The organism is Limnohabitans radicicola (assembly GCF_014837235.1).
Lineage (GTDB): Bacteria > Pseudomonadota > Gammaproteobacteria > Burkholderiales > Burkholderiaceae_C > Limnohabitans_A > Limnohabitans_A radicicola.
In genome coordinates this window covers 539,295-560,754 of the sequence record NZ_JACYFT010000001.1, presented here as the reverse complement: position 1 = coordinate 560,754, position 21,460 = coordinate 539,295, and the positions used below count along the sequence as shown (strand labels likewise).

At 63.2% G+C, this 21,460-nt stretch carries 19 protein-coding genes; 16 read left to right on the top strand and 3 right to left on the bottom strand.

The window, feature by feature from the left end; translation table 11 throughout:
• Positions 1-4 precede the first annotated feature (4 nt).
• From IC609_RS02855 to IC609_RS02820, 8 genes are all read left to right on the top strand, one after another.
• Positions 5-925 carry a hypothetical protein gene (locus IC609_RS02855; RefSeq protein ID WP_191817930.1) on the top strand — a complete coding sequence of 307 codons (921 nt, stop codon included), beginning with the start codon at positions 5-7 and terminating at the stop codon, positions 923-925.
• Complete coding sequence (locus IC609_RS02850) at positions 922-2,391, top strand: type IV pilus secretin PilQ (RefSeq protein ID WP_191817929.1); 1,470 nt, start codon at positions 922-924, stop codon at positions 2,389-2,391. The genes IC609_RS02855 and IC609_RS02850 overlap by 4 nt, the downstream gene beginning before the upstream one ends.
• Before the next feature lie 109 nt (positions 2,392-2,500).
• Entirely contained in the window at positions 2,501-3,052 is a 552-nt protein-coding gene (locus IC609_RS02845) for a shikimate kinase (RefSeq protein WP_191817928.1), read from the top strand.
• Between the two features lie 50 nt (positions 3,053-3,102).
• Entirely contained in the window at positions 3,103-4,215 is a 1,113-nt protein-coding gene (aroB, locus tag IC609_RS02840; protein WP_191817927.1) for a 3-dehydroquinate synthase, read from the top strand.
• Positions 4,208-5,362, top strand: coding sequence for a deoxyguanosinetriphosphate triphosphohydrolase (locus IC609_RS02835; protein ID WP_333473622.1), 1,155 nt, complete (start codon positions 4,208-4,210; stop codon positions 5,360-5,362). Before aroB ends, IC609_RS02835 begins: the two co-directional genes overlap by 8 nt.
• A complete protein-coding gene (locus tag IC609_RS02830) occupies positions 5,359-6,561 on the top strand; it encodes an MFS transporter (RefSeq protein WP_333473620.1) in 1,203 nt (400 codons plus the stop codon). Before IC609_RS02835 ends, IC609_RS02830 begins: the two co-directional genes overlap by 4 nt.
• A gap of 30 nt (positions 6,562-6,591) precedes the next feature.
• The gene (locus tag IC609_RS02825; RefSeq protein ID WP_191817926.1) at positions 6,592-7,155 is read left to right on the top strand and encodes a DUF1415 domain-containing protein; all 564 of its coding nucleotides are present in this window, start codon (positions 6,592-6,594) and stop codon (positions 7,153-7,155) included.
• On the top strand, positions 7,152-8,024 hold the full coding sequence (locus IC609_RS02820) for a class I SAM-dependent methyltransferase (protein WP_191817925.1): 873 nt from the start codon (positions 7,152-7,154) through the stop codon (positions 8,022-8,024). Before IC609_RS02825 ends, IC609_RS02820 begins: the two co-directional genes overlap by 4 nt.
• A gap of 7 nt (positions 8,025-8,031) precedes the next feature.
• Here IC609_RS02820 and IC609_RS02815 read toward each other — a convergent pair whose 3' ends face one another.
• From IC609_RS02815 to IC609_RS02805, 3 genes are read right to left on the bottom strand one after another with little or no spacing between them, the layout of a single operon-like run.
• A complete protein-coding gene (locus IC609_RS02815) occupies positions 8,032-8,997 on the bottom strand; it encodes a Bug family tripartite tricarboxylate transporter substrate binding protein (protein ID WP_191817924.1) in 966 nt (321 codons plus the stop codon).
• A 28-nt stretch (positions 8,998-9,025) separates the two neighbouring features.
• Entirely contained in the window at positions 9,026-9,328 is a 303-nt protein-coding gene (locus IC609_RS02810; protein WP_191817923.1) for an AtuA-related protein, read from the bottom strand.
• A 1-nt stretch (position 9,329) separates the two neighbouring features.
• Positions 9,330-10,697: an acyclic terpene utilization AtuA family protein gene (locus IC609_RS02805; protein ID WP_191817922.1), complete on the bottom strand. Its 1,368-nt coding sequence runs from the start codon at positions 10,695-10,697 to the stop codon at positions 9,330-9,332.
• A 78-nt stretch (positions 10,698-10,775) separates the two neighbouring features.
• Here IC609_RS02805 and IC609_RS02800 point away from each other — a divergent pair, with 78 nt between their 5' ends.
• From IC609_RS02800 to IC609_RS02765, 8 genes are all read left to right on the top strand, one after another.
• Entirely contained in the window at positions 10,776-11,471 is a 696-nt protein-coding gene (locus IC609_RS02800) for a transposase (protein WP_191817921.1), read from the top strand.
• Positions 11,472-11,603: 132 nt separating this feature from the next.
• Entirely contained in the window at positions 11,604-16,298 is a 4,695-nt protein-coding gene (locus IC609_RS02795; RefSeq protein ID WP_191817920.1) for a glutamate synthase-related protein, read from the top strand.
• A 29-nt stretch (positions 16,299-16,327) separates the two neighbouring features.
• Positions 16,328-17,809 (top strand): glutamate synthase subunit beta, encoded by a 1,482-nt coding sequence (locus tag IC609_RS02790; RefSeq protein ID WP_191817919.1) that lies wholly within the window; start codon positions 16,328-16,330, stop codon positions 17,807-17,809.
• 104 nt (positions 17,810-17,913) lie between these two features.
• Positions 17,914-18,729 (top strand): ABC transporter ATP-binding protein, encoded by an 816-nt coding sequence (locus tag IC609_RS02785; RefSeq protein WP_191817918.1) that lies wholly within the window; start codon positions 17,914-17,916, stop codon positions 18,727-18,729.
• Entirely contained in the window at positions 18,726-19,514 is a 789-nt protein-coding gene (mlaE, locus tag IC609_RS02780) for a lipid asymmetry maintenance ABC transporter permease subunit MlaE (RefSeq protein ID WP_191817917.1), read from the top strand. The genes IC609_RS02785 and mlaE overlap by 4 nt, the downstream gene beginning before the upstream one ends.
• Positions 19,515-19,529: 15 nt before the next feature.
• The gene (gene mlaD / locus IC609_RS02775; protein WP_191817916.1) at positions 19,530-20,012 is read left to right on the top strand and encodes an outer membrane lipid asymmetry maintenance protein MlaD; all 483 of its coding nucleotides are present in this window, start codon (positions 19,530-19,532) and stop codon (positions 20,010-20,012) included.
• On the top strand, positions 20,009-20,734 hold the full coding sequence (locus IC609_RS02770; protein WP_191817915.1) for an MlaA family lipoprotein: 726 nt from the start codon (positions 20,009-20,011) through the stop codon (positions 20,732-20,734). The genes mlaD and IC609_RS02770 overlap by 4 nt, the downstream gene beginning before the upstream one ends.
• Positions 20,735-20,798: 64 nt before the next feature.
• Positions 20,799-21,449 (top strand): MlaC/ttg2D family ABC transporter substrate-binding protein, encoded by a 651-nt coding sequence (locus IC609_RS02765; protein ID WP_408610990.1) that lies wholly within the window; start codon positions 20,799-20,801, stop codon positions 21,447-21,449.
• The last annotated feature ends 11 nt before the right edge of the window (positions 21,450-21,460 follow it).

The following is a 21,460-nucleotide window of genomic DNA, read 5'->3' as shown; positions in this document are numbered from 1 at the left end:
CGCCATGAGCAGGATCGAGTCATCGGCGGCTGTTCGCGCCTTGCTCTTGGGAGGCTTGCACCGTTGGGCTTGGGCCCTGGCGGCCTGCCTGGCAGGTTTGGGGCTGGTGATGGTGTGGGCCATGGACGAATTCGAGGCGCACGCGCAGCTGCGTCAGAAGGTGCAAGCCCTGCAAGATGTGAGCCCGGGTGCGAGAGCACCCGCGGGGAAGGTGTCAACAGCCCGCGAAGCACGCGCATCAGATGCCCCGGCCCTGATAGAGCGCCTGCCGGATGTGCGCGATGCGCCCGGTCTGTGGCTTGTGTTGCAAAAAGGCTTGCAACAGCAGGGCTTGCAGCTGGAAGCCTTGCGGCCGCAGGCACTGCAAGAAGTTGGGCCTTTGCCCAGCCAGGCGGTGGCCGTGCGCATGCAGGGGCGGTACTCGGACATGGCCAGCGCTTGGGCTTCCTTGACCGATGCAGGTCCGGTTTGGTCGCTGGACCGTTTGAGTGTGAGTGTGAGCGGGTCAACTGGGCATTTGCAGTGGGACGGCGTGTGGCGTGTGTGGTTGCGCCCGGGGCCAGCCAGTGGCGAGGCCTGGCCCGCCCACTGGGATGCGGCAGCCCGGCGGGGTTCGGCGGGCCTTGCAGACCCCTTTGTGGTCGAGCTGGGCCGGGCCCCGAATGCTTCGGAGCCCGCTTGGCTGTCTGCCGATCCGCGTCACTGGACATTGGACCAGACCCGCCTGTTGGGTGTTTGGCAGCAGGATGGTCGCTGGCAAGCGGTGCTGGCCGCCGGGCCGCACTGGGCGGTGCTGGGGCCGGGTGCGTCTGTCGCGCAAGAGGGTTACCGCATCCAAACCATTCACCCGGACTCGGTGGCGCTGCAAGCGCTCAAGCCCCCGGGTGGGGTGCACATGTTGCGTTTGCAAGGGGTTTCGCCATGACCACATTCAAAATCTGCGGCCCTGTGCTGGTGTGTTTGCTCTGGCCCGCGGCGGGTGCGGCCCCGGTGGCGGACGTTGCGCCACCCGCTGCCGCGCAAGTGGCGGCGGATGCGCCGATCAGCCTGAACTTCCAGAACATCGAGTTGCGCGCACTCATGCAGGTGTTTGCCGACTTCACCGGCTTGAACGTCGTGACCACCGACGCCGTGACGGGCAGTGTGTCGGTCCGGCTCAAAGACGTGCCCTGGCCGCAGGCTTTGCAGATCGTGCTGCAGTCCAAGGGGTTGGTTTCGCGCCAGGAAGGGCGGGTGATCTGGGTGGCGCCGCAAGACGAATGGCTGCAGCGCGAGAAAAAACACCTCGAAGCGCAAACGGCCCTGGAGGCTGTGAGCCCCTTGCACATGTTGGCGCTGCGCCTGCAATACACCCGGGCCACCGAGGTGGCGCAGCGCTTGCAGGGTGGCGGCCCTGTGGGGGGCGGCTCGGGTGCATCGACTGCGCGCTGGCTCAGCGCACGCGGCAGCGTTCTGGCCGAGCCGCGAACGAACCAGCTGTTCATCTCGGATGTGCCCGCCCGCCTGGCCGAATTGCAGCAGATGGTTGCCCGGCTCGATGTGCCAGTGCGCCAAGTCCTGATCGAGGCGCGCATCGTTGAGGCCGATGACCAGTTTGGCGAGTCGCTCGGCGTGCGCTGGGGCGCGGGCAGCACGGGTGCTGTGGGCGGCCGCACCTTGGCGCTGGGCGCGACCAACGCCACCACCGGCGCGGGCGTGGTCACCGGCAACCAGGTGGCGCTGGCCGCAGGCAACGCAGGCCAAACCTTGGTGAGCCCTGCCAGCTTTGCCGTGTCCTTGTTCAACCCGGCGGCCGACAAATTCCTCAACCTGGAGTTGTCGGCGCTCGAGGCCGATGGCCGGGGCAAGGTGGTCTCGCGCCCACGGGTCATCACCGCCGACCAGACCAAGGCTCTGATCGAGCAGGGCACCGAGTTGCCCTACCAGACGGCTGCAGCCACGGGTGGCACCACGATGACGTCCATCACCTTCCGCAAGGCCAACCTCAAGCTCGAAGTCACACCGCAGATCACGCCCGACGGCTCGGTGGTGCTGGAGGTGGACGTCAACCGCGACAGCGTGGGGCAACTGACCACCGCCGGGTATGCGATCAACACCAAGCACGTCAAAACCCAGGTGCGCGTGCAGGACGGTGGCACGGTGGTGCTGGGGGGCATTTTTGAAGACGCCGACAAAAGCGACGAGGCCAAAGTGCCCAGCCTGGGCGATGTGCCACTGGTGGGCTGGTTGTTTCGCAACCGCCAGCAGACCCGCCGCAAAAGCGAGTTGCTGGTGTTCCTGACGCCCCGGGTGATGGCCGACAGCACGCCTGCGGCCGACATGGTGGGGCCGGTGGCGGGTGCACCCGACCCCAGGCCAGCGAGTCCACAGGCCCCCGCGGTCAAGCGCTGAACCGAGTAAGCCTGGCGGGGGCTGAACGCTGCGTCGAATACACTTGCACCTCCGGCGCACAGGCCTTTGAGGGGCCGCCAGACGCCTGCTTTTCGCGTGTGAGACTGTCTTGACCATCATCTTCGTGGGCCTTCCGGGCTCGGGCAAAACCACCATCGGGCGCCAGCTGGCGCGCCGTCTCGGTGTGCCTTTTGTCGACTCGGACCACGTGATCGAAGACCGCCTGGGCTGCTCGATCCGCGAGTACTTTGCCCGCGAAGGCGAAGAGGCTTTCCGCGATGTCGAACAAGCCGTGCTCGACGACCTGAGCCAGCACCACCAGGGGGTCTTGTCCACAGGTGGCGGCTCGGTGCTGCGCGAGGCCAACCGCCGCCATTTGCACGACCGGGGGCAGGTGATTTACCTGCGCTCATCACCCGAAGACGTGTACCGCCGCTTGCGCCACGACACGGTGCGTCCGCTCTTGCAGGTGGAAGACCCGCTCTCGCGCTTGCGTGCGCTCTATGACGCGCGTGATCCGCTGTACCGTGATGCCGCGCACTTTGTGATCGAAACAGGACGCCCCTCGGTGTCCACCCTGGTCAACATGATCCTGATGCAGCTGGAGCTGGCCGGGCACCTGCCTGCGCGCACCCAGACCCATTCCCCTGCCGCTTCCTGACGCAGCACGGGCACCGTGGCAGGTCTGCCCAGGCCCTACACTTGAGGGCTATGGCTCAGCATCCTTTCCCCATTGAAACCGTCGCCATTGCGCTTGGCGACCGCAGCTACGACATCCAGATCGGCGCCGGCCTCTTGGCCCGTCCTGAAACTTGGGCGGGTTTGCCCAAAGCGCAGGCCGCGATGATCGTCACCAACGACACGGTGGCCCCGCTCTACGAAGCGCAGCTGCGCACGGCCTTGGCCCCGCATTACAAGCAGATCCACACCGTGGTGCTGCCCGATGGTGAAGCGCACAAGGACTGGCAGACCCTGAACCTGATTTTTGATGCCTTGCTGGCCAGGGGCTGCGACCGCAAGACGGTGTTGTTTGCCCTGGGCGGTGGCGTGATCGGTGACATGACCGGCTTTGCTGCGGCCAGCTACATGCGTGGCGTGCCCTTTGTGCAGGTGCCCACCACGCTGCTGTCACAGGTCGACTCGTCGGTGGGCGGCAAGACCGCGATCAACCACCCGCTGGGCAAGAACATGATCGGCGCGTTCTACCAGCCGGTACGGGTGGTGTGTGACCTGGACACCCTCAAGACCCTGCCCGAGCGCGAGCTCAGCGCCGGGCTGGCTGAAGTCATCAAATACGGCCCAATCGCCGACATGGACTTTTTGGCTTGGATCGAAGCCCACATCGGTGCGCTCATGGCGCGTGAACCAGCCGCACTGGCCCATGCCGTCAAGCGCAGCTGCGAGATCAAGGCCTGGGTGGTGGGGCAGGACGAGCGCGAAGCGGGTCTGCGCGCCATCCTGAACTTTGGCCACACCTTTGGCCACGCTGTTGAGGCGGGACTGGGCTTTGGCGTTTGGCTGCACGGCGAGGCCGTGGGGTGCGGCATGGTCATGGCCGCCGAGCTGTCGCAGCGCCTGGGCAAGGTCGATGCTGGTTTTGTGACGCGCCTCAAAGCACTTATTGAGCGCGCCGGGCTGCCTGTGCGTGGGCCGGTTCTGCACGCCAGTGACAATGCCGGCGACTACATCGCGCACATGCGCTTGGACAAAAAGGCCGTGGGCGGCGACATCCAATTTGTGGTCATCAACGGCCCTGGCCAAGCGGCTGTGCAGGGTGCGCCCGACGCGGTGGTGCGCGATGTGATTGACGCCTGCTGTGCCTGACCGCCGCAACTCATCCGGCCTGGCCCCTTGGGCCAGCCATTCGTCGCAAAGCCGGGGGCGTCACCATGCCGAGCTGCCTGCGCCCACGCGCAACGCGTTTCAGCGCGACCGTGACCGCATCGTCCACTCCACGGCTTTTCGTCGCCTGGTTTACAAGACCCAGGTGTTCCTCAACCACGAGGGCGACCTGTTCCGCACGCGCCTCACGCACTCGCTCGAAGTCGCGCAGCTGGGCCGCTCGATTGCGCGGGCCCTGGGTCTGAACGAAGACCTGGTGGAAGCCGTGGCGCTGGCGCACGACCTGGGCCACACCCCTTTTGGCCATGCGGGTCAGGACGCGTTGCACGAGTGCATGGAACAGCACGGCGGCTTTGAGCACAACCTGCAAAGCCTGCGCGTGGTGGACCAGCTTGAAGAGCGCTACCCCGAGTTCGACGGCCTGAACCTGAGTTTTGAAACCCGCGAAGGCATCCTCAAGCATTGCTCACGCCCCAACGCCGAGGCCATCGATGCGCTGGAGCCCGGGGGCGTGGCCCGGCGTTTTTTGGACCGCACCCAACCCAGTCTGGAGGCGCAGTTGTGCAACCTGGCCGATGCGATTGCCTACAACGCGCACGACATCGACGACGGCGTGCGCTCGGGCCTGCTCTCGCTGGACCAGATGCAGGAGGTGCCGCTGTTTGACCACTACCGCCTGCAGGCGCTGGCCGAGCACCCGCAGCTCAAAGACAAACCGCGCCGCTGGCTGTACGAGAGCACGCGCCGCATGCTCAGCGAGCAGGTGTACGACGTGATCGACACCACACGCGCTGCGATTGCCGCAGCGGGCGTGCAAACGGCCGACGAGGCGCGGCTGGCCGGGCCATTGCTGCGTTTTTCGGACGAGATGAAAACCCGCAGCGCCGAGCTCAAGCGGTTTTTGTTTGCCAGCCTTTACCGCCACCCCCAGGTCACGCAGATCATGGGCCAGGCCAAGCAGGCCGTGCGCGAATTGTTCGATGCCTATTTGGCGCAGCCGAGCGAGATGCGCGCCGAGTTTGCCGCCCGTGAGGACCGCCACCGCGCAGTGGCCGACTACATCGCGGGCATGACCGACCGCTTTGCGCTGCGCGAACACGAACGCCTCACGGGGCGCAAGCTGCTGTGAGTGCATCTGGCGCACAGCCTGTGCGCGTGGCCTGGCTGGTGGTGGCCGCAGGCGGTGTGGCCGCCCTACAGGTGGGCAAGCTGCCCCCAGCCTTGCCCGCCTTGCAAGCCGAGTTGGGCCTCACGCTGGTGCAATCGGGTTTTCTGCTGTCCATCGTGCAACTGGCGGGCTTGAGCCTGGCGGTGTTCATGGGTTTGCTGGCCGACGGCATGGGCCTCAAACGCAGCATGGTGCGCGGCCTGTGCATGCTGGCGCTGGCCAGTGGCCTGGGCGGTTTCGCCACCTCGGTGCAGGCCTTGCTGGTCTTGCGTGCCCTTGAAGGCCTGGGCTTTTTGCTGGTGGCCTTGCCTGCCCCCGCCTTGATCCGCCGTCTGGTGCCGCCTGCGCAACTGCCCGGCATGCTGGGCGTGTGGGGTGCGTACATGCCCACGGGCACGGCACTGGCTTTGCTGCTGGGGCCGCTGTTCATTCCGGCCTGGGGCTGGGGGGCGTGGTGGTGGCTGTTTGCGGTCGTGTCGCTGGTCATGGCCTTGGGGCTGTGGCGTGCCGTGCCTGCAGACCCACCCGTCCATGCGGACCCCGCAGGTCAGGGCGCTTGGACCCGTTTGCGCCGCACCCTGAGCGCACCCGGCCCTTGGCTGGTGGCGCTCACTTTTGGCATGTATTCGGGCCAGTGGCTGGCGGTGGTGGGCTTTTTGCCGTCGATTTATGCCGCAGCGGGCGTGAGCGGGGCGCTGCTGGGTGTCCTCACGGCCATGGCCGCGGCTGTCAACATGGCGGGCAACATGGCCTCGGGCCGATTGCTGCAGCGCGGATGGGCACCCCGCTCGACCTTGTGGCTGGGCTTTGGCGCGATGGCCTTGGGCAGCACACTGGCTTTTGCATCGTTCACTGAGGGCGCACCTTGGCTGCGCTTTGCTGGGGTGCTCTTGTTCTCGAGCGTGGGTGGTCTGGTGCCGGGCACTTTGTTCGGCCTGGCGGTGCGGCTGGCACCGGGCGAGCAGCAGGTGGCCACCACCGTGGGCTGGGTGCAGCAGTTGTCTGCGCTGGGCCAGTTTGTCGGGCCGCCCGTGGTGGCCGCGGTGGCTGCGCAAGCGGGGGGGTGGCAGCTCACGCCACTGGTCACGGTGGGGTGTTGTGTGGGTGGGGCTGTCCTGGCTTGGTTGGCTGGGCGCTTGCTGGCGCGACAAGCTGCCTGAGCTGCTGCAAGGCACAGGCACAATCGGTGCATGACCGAAATTTCTCCCCAACTTCCCATCGAGATCACCGACACCGTGCGCTGGCTCGAACGTGCCGTGATCGGTCTGAACCTGTGCCCCTTTGCCAAGGCCCCGCACGTCAAGGGCCAGATTCACTACGCCGTGAGCGAAGCCAAAGGCCTGGAAGGTCTGCGTGATGAGTTGATTGAACAACTGCAGGCCCTGGCCGCTTTGCCTGCTGAGGAGCGCGAGACCGTGCTGCTGATCGTGCCGCACATGCTGCGCGACTTTCTGGACTTCAATGACTTTCTGGACGAGGCCGATGGTGTGCTGCAGGAGCTGGATCTGGAGGGTGAATTCCAGATCGCGAGTTTCCACCCCGACTTCCAGTTCGCGGACACCGAGCCCGATGACATCACCAACTTCACCAACCGCTCGCCTTACCCCACGCTGCACTTGATCCGCGAGGCCAGCATCGATCGGGCAGTGGAGGCCTTCCCCGAAGCCGAAATGATTTACGAGACCAACATGGCGATGATGAAAAAGCTGGGTCTGGACGGCTGGAAAAAGCTCGATGTGGATGCCACACCATGAAGAAAAAACCATCCACTTTCGACAGCCAAGCCCTGCCGCCCGAAGTGCGCCCCGGGCAATCGGTTGAGTTGCTCAAACAGCTGCACATCCTCACGCGCGACGGCAAGCTGAATCAAGACTCGCGCCGCAAACTCAAGCAGGTGTACCACCTGTTCCAGTTCATCGAAAAGCTCTTGCTGGAGCTGCCCGCCAGCGACCAAGGCCCCACACTGGCCGACCACGGCGCAGGCAAGTCGTATCTGGGCTTCATCATTTACGACCTGTTTTTCAAAGCGCTGGGCCAAGGCACGATTTACGGCATCGAAACGCGCAGTGAGCTGGTCGAGTCCTCGCGCCAGTTGGCCGAGCGCCTGGGTTTTGAGCGCATGCGCTTTTTGAACGTGAGCGTGGCCGAATCGACCCAGAGCACTGAGCTGCCTGAACAGATCGATGTGGTCACCGCGCTGCACGCCTGCGACACCGCCACCGACGACGCCATCGCCTTTGGTCTGCAAAAGAAAGCCAAATACATGGTGCTGGTGCCTTGCTGTCAGGCCGAGCTGGCCCGGGCGCTGAACCAGCACAAGGCGCTCAATCTGCAGCGCACGCCCCTGGCCGAACTGTGGCGTCACCCCCTGCACACACGCGAGGTGGGCAGTCAACTGACCAACGTGCTGCGCTGCCTGTACCTGGAGTCACAGGGTTATGCGGTCACCGTGACCGAATTGGTGGGCTGGGAGCACTCGATGAAAAACGAGTTGATTTTGGCCAAGTACACCGGCCAGAAAAAGCGCTCAGCGGCTGAGCGCTTGCAGGCACTGCTCAAGGAATTTGGACTGGAAACCCTGCTGTCGCACCGTTATCCAGCCCTGAATGGGGTCAGCGCTTGAGCGGTCCTCACTCGGCTTCGATCTTCGCGTCCCGAATGGCCTTGGCCCACTTGGCGGTTTCGGCCTTGTTGCGCTGGGCCAGCGCCTCGGGTGTGCCGGGGCTGGTTTCAAAGCCGATGGCCGAGAACTTGTCGATGATGTCCTTGTCAGCGGCCGCTGCGTTCAGGGCTTTGTTGAGTTTGGCGATCACGTCGGCCGGGGTGCCTGCAGGCGCAAACATCGCAAAGTAGGCGATCAGTTCGTAGTCTTTCAGGCCCAGGGCTTCGTTGACGGTGGGCAGCTCGGGGATGGCTTTGGAGCGTTGTGTGGAGGTGACCGCCAGGCCACGGATCTTGCCCGCTTTGACCTGGGGCAGCATCACGGCAAAGTCGGCGGTGAACAGGTTCACCTGGCCGCCGATCAGGTCGGTCATGGCCGCAGGGCCGCTCTTGTAGGGCACATGCGTCATCTGGATGCCCGACATGCTCATCAGCACTTCAGTGGACACGCGTTGCGAAGTGCTTGCGCTGGCAAACGTGAGCTGGGTGGGTTTGGCTTTGGCGGCCGCGACCAGTTCCTTGAGGTTTTTGACGGGCACGTCGTTGTTGACGGCCACGATCAGTGGCACCGAGCCCATGTAGCCGATGGGTGCAAAAGCGGTGTCCTGGTCGTAGGGCAACTTTTTCATCAGGCTCTTGAGTGCGGCGTTGGTGCTGTTGGTGCCGACCATGAGGGTGTAGCCGTCAGGTGCGGACTTGGCCACGGCGTCAGCGCCCAGCATGCCGTTCACGCCGGCCTTGTTTTCAATGACGATGGGCTGTCCCAGTTGTTCGGACATCTTTTGCACAAAGGCGCGGCCGATCTGGTCGGTGGCGCTGCCTGCGGCAAAAGGCACGATCGCTTTGATGGGTTTGCTGGGGTAGGTTTGGGCGTGAGCGGAGGCCGTGGCCATCAGGGCAGTGGCCAAAAAGGTGGCGAGGCAGGTGTATTTCATGTGAGGTTCCTGATTCAAAGGTTTGAGCTTATTCAATCACAAGGCTCAGCAGTTTGGCACTCAGGCATTTCCCGTGGGCGTCCAGGGCCAGCGAGCGGGTCACGCCGCCGCCCAGGGCCTGGTGCATCACGAAGTTGAGTGCACCCAGTTGCGGCAAGCTGTAGCGCTCGACTGGGCCGTGCACGATGCCAGCGTAGTGTTGCCGCACCCGCTCGGTTGTGAGGTGTTTTTCCAGCAGGGCAAAGTCTTTTTTGTCGTAGGCGATGACCGAGAGGGTCGAGCGGTTGCCTTTGTCTCCGGTGCGGGTGTGGGCGATGTCGCTCAGCAGCATGTCAGAGTCCTTCCGCGTTGAGCAGAACCGTGTGGGTGTGCACAGCTTCACGCGGCATCAGCACAGATGCTGCGGCAATCACTTCGCGCACCGAGCGGGTGGCGCCACCGCCGCCTGCCGGGCCGTTGAGGTAAAGCGCTTCGACCTCGTGTGCCACATGCTGGGCCTGACGCAGTGTGGGCACGCGCAGGGCCACGCGGGCGCGCACTTCGGCAGGCTGCAGTGTCGCGGCGCCCGCGTCATGACCGAAGATGGCGTTGACGCCGATCAGGTCGTAGCGGCCTTCGCCGTTGTTGTAGCCCGCATCGGCCAGCCGTGCGCGCACCAGGTCGAGCGCGAGTTGCCCACGCGCCTGTGCGCCCGGGCCTGCGTAAGAGATTTGCCCTTCGCCGATGTAGCCGTCGCGGTAGCCCACGGTGACCTTCAGCGTGTCGGTGCGTGGGCAGCCGCCGCCGCCCGTGACCTGCACACGGTTGGGGCCGACCTGCTGCAATTGCACTTGCGAGAAGTCGGCCACCACATCAGGCTGCAGGTAGCGTGCGGGGTTTTCGATTTCATACAGCAGCTGCTCGGTGCAGGTGGCCACCGTGACGCAGCCGCCCGAGCCCGCCACTTGGGTGATGACGGCGTCGCCCGAGGCGCTGACTTCGGCCAGTGGAAAGCCCAGCCGGGCCAGGCCGGGCACGTCCTTGAAACCTGGATCGGCAAAGTAGCCACCCGTGATCTGCGCCGCGCACTCGAGCAAATGCCCGACCAGCACGCCTTTGCCCAGACGCGGCCAGTCGTCCAAGGCCCAGCCAAAGTGGTGCACCAGCGGCGCGAGGAAGAGGGCAGGGTCGGCCACACGGCCGGTGATGATGACCTGCGCATCGGACTGCAAAGCGGGCAGCAGGGCCTCAGCGCCCAGGTAGGCGTTGGCCGAAATCAGTTGCGGCGCGAAGTCGGCCAGGCTTTGATCGGATTCGAGCACGGGCAGCGACAGACCGTCCGCCTGCAAGTGGGCCAGCACATCGTCGCCCAGCACCACCGCCACCTTGACCTGGGGCAGGCCCAGTTCGCGGGCGATGGCCAACACCGCATGCCCGGCCTGCAGGGGGTTGGCTGCGCCCATGTTGCTGATGATGCGGGTGCCGTGGGCCATGCAGGGGGCCAGCACGGCGCGCATCCGTTCGGCCAGCATCGGGTCAAAACCGCGCTCGGGCTGCTGGCTGCGTTCGAGCTGCGCCAACGCGATCGTGCGCTCGGCCAGGCATTCAAAGACCAGGTAGTCCAGTTGGCCCTTTTCGGCCAGCTCTACGGCCGGTGGAATGCGGTCACCGGCATAACCTGCGCCGGTGCCGATGCGCAAAGTGGGGGCTTGCGTGTTCATGATGGGCATTATGGTGGCGTTGGCATCAATTGGGGTCAGATCCCAATTAAACTGGGACACTCTCTGCCCAATTTGCACATGGCCCGCCAACCCCGCCTCACCGTTGCCGCTTACCCGCACCACGTCATCCAGCGCGGCAATGACCGCCAGGCGATCGTGCGCGACGATGTCGATCGTGAGCGTTTGCTGGCGCTGTGGCAAGAGCATGCACAGACCTTCAAGGTGGCCATCCATTCGTATGTGGTCATGGACAACCACTTCCATCTGCTGGTCACGCCCGAAACCGACGATGGATTGCCACAGATGATGCAGGCGGTGGGCCGCGCCTATGTCCGTTACTTCAATCTGCGTCACCACCGCACGGGTACGTTGTGGGAGGGCCGTTACCGCAGCAACCTCATTGAGAGTGAGCGCTATCTTTTGGCTTGCATGGCCTACATCGACCTGAACCCGGTGCGGGCGGGCATGGTGGCGCAAGCTGCAGACTTCAAATGGTCCAGCCATCGGCACTGTATTGGACAGGTGAGCGACAAATTGGTGACGCCGCACGCCCTGTTTTGGGGCTTGGGCAACACCCCCTTTGCCCGTGAGGCGGCTTATGCCGAGTGGGTGCAGAGCGGACTGGCGCAGGCCGACAAGGACCAACTCACCCGCAGCGCACTGTCGGGCTGGGCGCTGGGCTCCCCCGGGTTCGTCGAGGAGTTGCAGCAGTCCACCACACGGCGTCTGGCGCCTCGCAAGGCAGGGCGGCCTTTCAAAAAGACGGTTGATTAAATCTGTCCCCAATTAATTTGCGATCAGGATAAAGGCTGAATTAATTGGGATCTGACCCCAATTAATTATCTTGGCATGGTTGCTGCAGTGCATTAAACTCGTTTCCCTGCGTAAAAACCCTAGGAGTGCGCCATGACCACGGCAGCCGATAAAGAACTCTTCCAACAAACCGGTCTGTATGACCCGGCCAATGAGCATGACGCTTGCGGTGTCGGCTTTGTCGCTCACATCAAAGGCCAAAAGAGCCACGCCATCGTGACGCAGGCCCTCAAGATCCTTGAAAACCTGGACCACCGGGGTGCCGTGGGCGCGGACGCGCTCATGGGCGATGGTGCCGGTATCCTGATTCAGTTGCCCGATGCGCTGTACCGCGAAGAGATGGCCAAACAGGGCGTGGCCCTGCCGCCGTTTGGTGAATACGGTGTGGGCATGGTCTTCCTGCCCAAAGAACATGCCTCGCGCATGGCCTGCGAGCAAGAACTGGAGCGCGCCGTCAAGGCCGAAGGCCAAGTGGTGCTGGGCTGGCGCGATGTGCCGGTCAACCGCGAGATGCCCATGTCGCCCCGTGTGCGCGAAAAAGAGCCGGTCATGCGCCAGATTTTCATCGGCCGTGGTGCCGACGTGATCGTGCAAGACGCGCTGGAACGCAAGCTGTACGTGATCCGCAAGACCGCCAGCGCCGCCATCCAGGCCCTGAATCTGACGCACAGCAACGAGTATTACATCCCCAGCATGTCCAGCCGCACCGCGGTGTACAAGGGCCTGCTGCTGGCCGACCAGGTCGGCACCTATTACCTGGACCTGCAAGACGAGCGCTGCGTCTCGGCCCTGGGCCTGGTGCACCAGCGCTTCTCCACCAACACCTTCCCCGAGTGGCCATTGGCCCACCCTTACCGCTATGTGGCGCACAACGGCGAGATCAACACCGTCAAGGGCAACTACAACTGGATGAAGGCCCGCGAAGGCGTGATGTCTTCGCCCGTGCTGGCCAATGACCTGCAAAAGCTGTACCCCATCAGCTTCGCTGGTCAGTCCGACACCGCCACGTTTGACAACTGCCTGGAACTGCTGACGATGGCGGGCTACCCCATCAGCCAGGCCGTGATGATGATGATCCCTGAGCCTTGGGAGCAGCACACCACCATGGACGAGCGCCGCAAGGCCTTCTATGAATACCACGCTGCGATGTTGGAGCCATGGGACGGCCCCGCCTCCATCGTGTTCACCGACGGCCGCCAGATCGGCGCCACGCTGGACCGCAACGGCCTGCGCCCCTCGCGTTACATCATCACCGACGACGACATGGTCATCATGGGTTCGGAAACCGGCGTGCTGCCGATTCCCGAAAGCAAGATTGTCCGCAAGTGGCGTCTGCAGCCCGGCAAGATGTTCCTGATCGATCTGGAACAAGGCCGCATGATCAACGACGAAGAGTTGAAGGCCGGTCTGGCCAGCGCCAAGCCCTACAAGCAGTGGATCGAGAACCTGCGCATCAAGCTCGATGATGTGGCTGCTGCCCCTGTGCAAGCGCCCGCATCCGATGTGCCTTTGCTCGACCTGCAGCAAGCTTTTGGCACCACACAAGAAGACATCAAGTTCCTGCTGGCCCCCATGGCCTCGGCCGGGGAAGAGGCCATTGGCTCCATGGGCAACGACAGCCCGCTGGCCGTGCTCTCTGACAAGAACAAGCCGTTGTACAACTACTTCAAGCAGTTGTTCGCGCAAGTGACCAACCCGCCGATCGACCCGATCCGCGAAGCGATTGTGATGTCGCTGGTGTCCTTCATCGGCCCCAAGCCCAACCTGCTGGACATCAACCAGGTCAACCCGCCCATGCGCCTCGAAGTGAGCCAGCCGATCCTGGACTTCGCTGACATGGCCAAGCTGCGCAACATCGAGCAAGCCACCAAGGGCAAGTTCAAGAGTGCGACACTCGACATCACTTACCCCGCGCTGTGGGGTCGTGAAGGCGTCGAAGCCAAGTTGGCCTCGCTGTGCGCCGAAGCCGTGGACGCGATCAAGGGCGGTCACAACATCCTGATCATCAGCGACCGTGGCGTCAACGCCACCCAGGTGGCTGTGCCTGCGCTGCTGGCGCTGTCGGCCATCCACCAGCACCTGGTGACCGAAGGCCTGCGCACCACCGCAGGTCTCGTGGTCGAGACCGGCACCGCTCGCGAAGTGCACCACTTTGCGGTCTTGGCCGGTTATGGCGCCGAAGCCGTGCACCCCTATCTGGCCATGGAAACCCTGGCTGCGCTGCACAAAGAACTGCCCGGTGACCTGTCGGCCGAGAAAGCCATCTACAACTACATCAAGGCGATCGGCAAGGGCCTGTCCAAGATCATGTCCAAGATGGGCGTGTCGACTTACATGTCGTACTGCGGTGCACAGTTGTTTGAGGCCATCGGCATCAACAGCGAAACCATCAACAAGTACTTCACTGGCACCGCCAGCCGAGTGGGCGGCATCGGTGTGTTCGAGATCGCCGAAGAAGCCTTCCGCATGCACACCGCCGCCTTCGGTGACGACCCGGTGCTGGCCACCATGCTCGACGCAGGCGGCGAATACGCTTGGCGCGCCCGTGGTGAAGAGCACATGTGGACGCCCGACGCGATTGCCAAGCTGCAGCACTCCACCCGTGCGGGCAACTTCAGCACCTACAAGGAATACGCGCAGATCATCAACGACCAGAGCAAGCGCCACATGACGCTGCGCGGTCTGTTCGAGTTCAAGATCGACCCGTCCAAAGCCATCCCGCTGGAGCAGGTCGAGCCTGCGGCCGAAATCGTCAAGCGTTTCGCCACTGGCGCGATGTCGCTGGGTTCTATCTCTACCGAAGCGCACGCCACCTTGGCCGTGGCCATGAACCGCATCGGCGGCAAGAGCAACACCGGTGAAGGTGGCGAAGACGCCAACCGTTACCGCAACGAACTCAAGGGCATCCCGATCAAACAGGGCGACTCGCTCAAGAGCGTGATCGGCGAAGCCAACGTCGAAGTCGATCTGCCTTTGCTGGCGGGCGACTCGCTGCGCTCGCGCATCAAGCAGGTGGCCTCGGGCCGTTTCGGTGTCACTGCCGAATACCTGTCGAGCGCTGACCAGATCCAGATCAAGATGGCCCAGGGCGCCAAGCCTGGCGAAGGCGGTCAGCTGCCCGGCGGCAAAGTGTCCGAGTACATCGGCAAGCTGCGTCACTCGGTGCCGGGTGTTGGTCTGATCTCGCCACCCCCACACCACGACATTTACTCGATCGAGGACTTGGCCCAGCTGATCCACGACCTCAAGAACGTGGCCCCGCACAGCGACATCAGCGTCAAACTCGTGTCCGAAATCGGCGTCGGCACCATCGCCGCCGGTGTGGCCAAGTGCAAGGCCGACCACGTCGTGATCGCTGGCCACGACGGTGGCACGGGCGCTTCGCCTTGGTCTTCTGTCAAGCACGCTGGCTCGCCCTGGGAAATCGGTCTGGCCGAAACTCAGCAGACCCTGGTGCTCAACGGCCTGCGCGGTCGTATCCGCGTGCAGGCCGACGGCCAGATGAAGACTGGCCGCGACGTGGCGATTGGCGCGCTCTTGGGCGCAGACGAATTCGGCTTCGCCACCGCACCTCTGGTGGTCGAAGGCTGCATCATGATGCGCAAGTGCCACCTCAACACCTGCCCGGTGGGCGTGGCCACACAGGACCCGGCACTGCGCAAGAAGTTCACCGGCAAGCCAGAGCACGTGGTCAACTACTTCTTCTTCATCGCCGAAGAAGTGCGTCAGATCATGGCCCAGCTGGGCATTGCCAAGTTCGACGACATGGTGGGCCGCGCCGACCTGCTCGACATGCGCGCTGGCGTGAGCCACTGGAAGGCCCGTGGCCTGGACTTCTCTCGCCTGCTGGCTGTGCCCCAAGTCACGGTGGATGCCGACGTGCGCCATGTGCAAACCCAGGACCACGGTCTGGCCAAGGCCCTGGACAATGTGCTGATCGCCAAGAGCCGCGAGGCCATCGATCACGGCAAGAAGGTGCAGTTCATGGAAACGGCCCGCAACGTGAACCGCTCGGTCGGTGCCATGTTGTCCGGCGCGGTGACCAAGGTGCACCCCGAAGGTCTGCCGGACGACACCATCCGCATCCAGCTCGAAGGCACGGGCGGTCAGTCGTTTGGTGCTTTCCTGTGCAACGGCATCACGCTGTACCTGATCGGCGAAGCCAACGACTACACCGGCAAAGGTTTGTCGGGTGGTCGTGTGGTGGTGCGCCCCAGCCTGGACTTTCGTGGTGTGGCCTCGCAAAACATCATCGTGGGCAACACCGTCATGTACGGCGCGACCACCGGTGAAGCCTTCTTCGCTGGCGTGGCCGGCGAGCGTTTCGCGGTGCGCCTGTCGGGCGCGACGGCGGTCGTTGAAGGCACAGGCGACCACGGTTGTGAATACATGACCGGTGGCACCGTGGCTGTGTTGGGCAAAACCGGTCGCAACTTCGGCGCAGGCATGAGCGGTGGTATCGCTTATGTGTACGACGAAGACGGCGAGTTCGCTTCGCGCTGCAACACCGCCATGGTCAGCATGGAAAAAGTGCTGTCCACTGCCGAGCAGGAAGCGCAGATCGACCGCAACGTGTGGCACCGTGACCAGAGCGACGAAGCGCAGCTCAAGAAACTGCTGGAAGACCACTTCAAGTGGACCGGCAGTCAGCGCGCCCGCGAGTTGCTCGACAACTGGGCCACGGCCCGTGCGAAGTTCGTGAAGGTGTTCCCGAACGAATACAAGCGTGCTTTGGGTGAAATCAACGCCAAGAAAGCTGCCCAGGCCGCCAAGCCTGTCGCCGCCTGAGCCCAACGTCAAGAATCGAAGGAAACATCATGGGAAAAGTCACAGGCTTCATGGAATTTGAGCGCATCGAAGAGGGCTACAAGCCCGTTGCCGAGCGCCTCAAGAACTACGGCGAGTTCGTGATCGGTCTGACCGAAGAGCAAGCCAAAACCCAGGGCGCGCGCTGCATGGACTGCGGCACGCCTTTCTGCAACAACGGCTGCCCGGTCAACAACATCATTCCGGACTTCAACGACCTGGTCTACCACGGTGACTGGAAAAACGCGATCGAGGTGCTGCACAGCACCAACAACTTCCCCGAGTTCACTGGCCGCATCTGTCCCGCACCTTGCGAAGCCGCTTGCGTGGTGAACTTCAACGGTGACGCCGTGGGCATCAAATCCATCGAGCACGCCATCATCGACCGCGCCTGGGCCGAGGGCTGGGTCACACCGCGTCCGGCCAAGGTCAAGACCGGCAAGAAGGTCGCCGTGATCGGTGCAGGCCCTGCGGGTCTGGCTGCATCCCAGCAGCTGGCGCGTGCGGGCCACGACGTGACCCTGTTCGAGAAGAACGACCGCGTCGGTGGTTTGCTGCGCTACGGCATCCCCGACTTCAAGATGGAAAAGTCGCACATCGACCGCCGCGTCAAGCAGCTCGAAGCCGAAGGCGTGACGATCCGCACCAGCGTCTTGGTGGGCGAGTGGCCCAAGGACTCCAAGGTCACCAACTGGGCCAAGGAAACCATCAGCGCCGAGCAGCTCAAGAAAGACTTTGACGCGGTGCTGCTGACGGGTGGTTCCGAGCAGTCGCGTGACCTGCCCGTGCCGGGCCGCGACCTGGACGGCATCCATTTCGCGATGGAGTTCCTGCCCCAGCAAAACAAGGTCAATGCGGGCGACAAGCTCAAAGGCCAGTTGCGCGCGGATGGCAAGCACGTCATCGTGATCGGTGGCGGTGACACCGGCAGCGACTGCGTGGGCACCAGCACACGCCACGGCGCCGTCAGCGTGACCCAGTTCGAGGTGATGCCCGAGCCGCCCGAAAAAGAAAACAAGCTGATGGTCTGGCCTTACTGGCCCATGAAGCTGCGCACCAGCTCCAGCCATGACGAGAGCGCCGAAAAAGGCCTCCTCAAGCGCGAGTTCGCCATCTCCACCAAGGAGTTCATCGGCGAAAAAGGCAAGGTCACGGGTCTCAAGACTGTGCAGGTCGAGTTCAAGGACGGCAAGATGGTCGAGGTGCCTGGCACCGAGAAGGAATACAAAGCCGACCTCGTTTTGTTGGCCATGGGCTTCACCAACCCGGTCGCGACCGTGCTCGACGCCTTTGGTATCGACAAGGACGCCCGTGGCAACGCCAAGGCCAGCACCGACTTCACAGGTGGCTATGCCACCAATGTGGACAAGGTGTTTGCGGCGGGTGACATGCGCCGTGGTCAGTCGCTGGTGGTCTGGGCCATCCGCGAAGGCCGTCAAGCGGCGCGTGCGGTGGACGAGTTCCTGATGGGTCAAAGCGACCTGCCGCGCTGAGGGTTTTTGGTTCTAGGTAAAATCCCTAGAACACCAAGGTTTACATCCTGTTCATCTTGGTCGCATAACATCGCAAGAGCCGGTTTCCCCGGCTCTTGTTTTTCATGACCACCCACGCCAGTCCATTCCTTGTCGAGCTCGATCATCTGACCTTCGGTTACGGTGAACGGGTCATCTTGCGCGATGTCAGCTTTGGCGTGCCGCGTGGCAAGGTCACGGCCCTGATGGGCGTGTCGGGTGGTGGCAAGACCACCGTGCTGCGCCTGATCGGCGGTCAAATCCGAGCCCAACAAGGCCAGGTGCGCTTTGATGGTGAGGACGTGACCACCATGCAGCAGACCGCGTTGTACGCGGCCCGCCGACGCATGGGCATGTTGTTCCAGTTCGGCGCCTTGTTCACTGACATCAGCGTGTTCGACAACGTGGCTTTTCCCTTGCGCGAGCACACCGACCTGCCCGAAGACATGGTGCGCGACATTGTGCTCATGAAGCTCGACGCCGTGGGCTTGCGCGGTGCGCGCGACCTCAAGCCCTCTGAAATCTCCGGTGGCATGAGCCGCCGTGTGGCACTGGCACGGGCCATTGCGCTCGACCCGGACCTCATCATGTACGACGAGCCTTTTGCCGGGCTCGACCCGATCTCGCTGGGCACGGCCGCGCGCCTGATCCGCCGCTTGAACGACAGCCTGGGCATCACCAGCGTGATCGTGTCGCACGACATCACCGAGACCTTCGAGATCGCCGACCATGTGGTGGTGCTGGCCAACGGTGCTGTGGCGGCGCAAGGCTCGCCGGCCGAGCTGCGCGCCAGCACCGATCCCTTGATCCACCAGTTCGTCCATGCCCTGAGCGATGGACCCGTGCCCTTCCATTACCCGGCACCCACGGTGGCGCAGGATTACGACAGGAGGCCGGCATGAACCGGCTGATCGATTGGCTGGCCGCGCTCGGTGCCATGACGCGCCAGGCCTTGGCCGACTGGGGCTATGGCGCGCGTCTGTTCATCCGACTGCTGGTCATGTCAGGCACGGCGCTGCGCCGCTTTGGTTTGGTGCGCGACCAGGTGCATTTTTTGGGCAATTATTCGCTGGCCATCATCACCGTCTCGGGGTTGTTTGTCGGTTTTGTGCTGGGCTTGCAGGGCTACTACACGCTGCAGCGCTACGGCTCGGCCGAAGCTTTGGGCCTCTTGGTGGCACTGAGCCTGGTGCGCGAGTTGGGTCCGGTGGTGGCCGCTTTGCTGTTTGCGGGACGCGCGGGTGCGTCGCTCACGGCCGAGATCGGTCTCATGCGGGCCGGTGAGCAGCTCACGGCGCTCGAGATGATGGCCGTGGACCCGGTGCAGCGCATCCTGGCACCGCGTTTTGTGGGCGGCGTGATCGCCTTGCCGCTGCTCACGGCCGTGTTCAGTGCGGTGGGCATCCTGGGGGGCTACGCCGTTGGCGTGTTGCTGATCGGTGTGGATTCGGGCTCCTTCTGGAGCCAGATGCAAAGTGGTGTCGATGTCTGGAAGGACGTGGGCAACGGCATGGTCAAGAGCGTGGTGTTTGGCGTGGCGGTCACGTTCATCGCGCTGCTGCAAGGCTATGTGGCGCAGCCGACACCCGAGGGTGTGGCCAGTGCCACCACCCGCAGTGTGGTCGTGTCTTCCTTGTCGGTTCTGGGTCTGGATTTCATCTTGACCACGATGATGTTCAGTATTTGAAGAAGAGGGATTGCCATGCAACGTTCCAAAAATGATGTCTGGGTGGGTTTGTTTGTGTTGCTGGGTGCGGTGGCGGTGTTGTTCCTGGCCCTCAAGTCGGCCAACCTGCTGCAAATGAGTTTCAGCAAGGACTACGAAGTCACGGCCAAGTTCGACAACATTGGCGGCCTCAAGACCGGTGCGGCGGTCAAAAGCGCGGGCGTGGTGGTCGGCCGCGTCAAACAGATCGTGTTCGACGGCGAGTCCTTTCAGGCGCAGGTGACTCTGGCGCTGCAATCCAAAAACGAATTCCCCAAAGACAGCTCGCTGTCCATCCTGACCAGCGGTTTGCTCGGCGAGCAGTATGTGGGCATCGTGCCCGGTGCGGATGAAAAAAACCTCGCTGCGGGTGACCGCATTGGCTCGACCCAGTCGGCCATCGTGCTTGAAAACCTGATCAGCCAGTTCCTGTACAGCAAGGCCGCCGAGCCTGCCAAGTCGGAAGGCGGCAAGCCATGAGTTCCCAAACTCTGCGCTCGCTGTGGCTGGCAATTGCGCTGGCGGCCCTGCAGTGCAGCGCGATGGCGGCCGATGCGCGTGACCCCTGGGAGGCCATGAACCGCCGCATTTACGCCTTCAACGATGTGGTCGATACCGCCGTGGTTCGCCCTGTGGCGCAGGTTTACGACAAGGTGCTTCCCAAATTTGCACGCACGGGGGTGCACAACTTTTTGGGTAACCTGAGCGATGTCTGGTCCATGGCCAACAGTGCTTTGCAGCTCAAGGGGCAGGCCACGGCCGAGACGCTGATGCGCGTGTCGGTCAATTCGGTGTTTGGCATGGCCGGCGTGCTGGACATCGCGACCGAGATGGGCATCGAAAAACGCAAGGAAGACTTTGGCCAGACCCTGGGTTACTGGGGTGTGCCTTCCGGGCCTTATGTGGTGCTGCCCATTTTGGGGCCATCCACTTTGCGCGACGGTCTGGCTTTGCCGCTCGACTTCAAGGGCGATCCGAGCCAGAACGTCAGGGATACGGCCACGCGCAGCACCCTGACCGTACTGCGTGTCACGGACTTGCGCGCCAGCCTGCTCAAGACGGTCGACACAGTCAAGGCAGCTTCGCTCGACCCCTACAGCTTCGTGCGCGATGCCTATTTGCAAAAGCGCGAAAATGACATCTACGACGGCAATCCGCCGTCCGATTTCGATTACAACGACCCGGAGCTGTCCGGCAAGTGAGACCGTTACAGATGTTCACACCTCCATCCGTGCGAAGCCGGATTTTGTTTTTACAGTCAGCTGCATGAAAAATACATTGTCATTGGCCACCTGGCCCCGCCGTTTGTTGTTGACCCTGGCCTTGATCGGGATGACCGGCATGGGTGTCGCCCACGCGGCCGAAGAGAGTGCAGACGCGTTCATCAAGCGCATGAGCACCGAAACCCTGGACACGATCAAGGCCGACAAGGCTTTGCGCAACGGCGACGTCAGCAAGATCATCCAGCTGGTCGACAGCAAAGTCATGCCGAATGTGAACTTCAAACGCATGACGGCGCTGGCCACTGGCCCCGCCTGGCGCAAGGCCACACCCGAGCAACAAAAACGCCTGCAGGACGAATTCAAACTGCTGCTGGTGCGCACCTATTCGGGTGCCTTGAGCCAAGTCAGTGACCAGAGTGTGGTGGTCAAGCCGCTGCGCCCTGGGCAAGACGACAAGAACCTGGTGGTCAACACTGAGGTGCGCGGCAAGGGCGACCCGATACAGCTGGACTACCGCTTGGAAAAAACCCCCGGCGAAGGCGCGGGCTGGATGATTTTTGACCTGAATGTGCTCGGTGTCTGGCTGATTGAGAACTACCGCAGCCAGTTCACCAAGGAAATCAATGCGGGCGGCATCGACGCGCTGATCAACAGCCTGGCCGAGCGCAACAAGGCCAACGCGCAAAAATCCTGAGCACCTGCGCC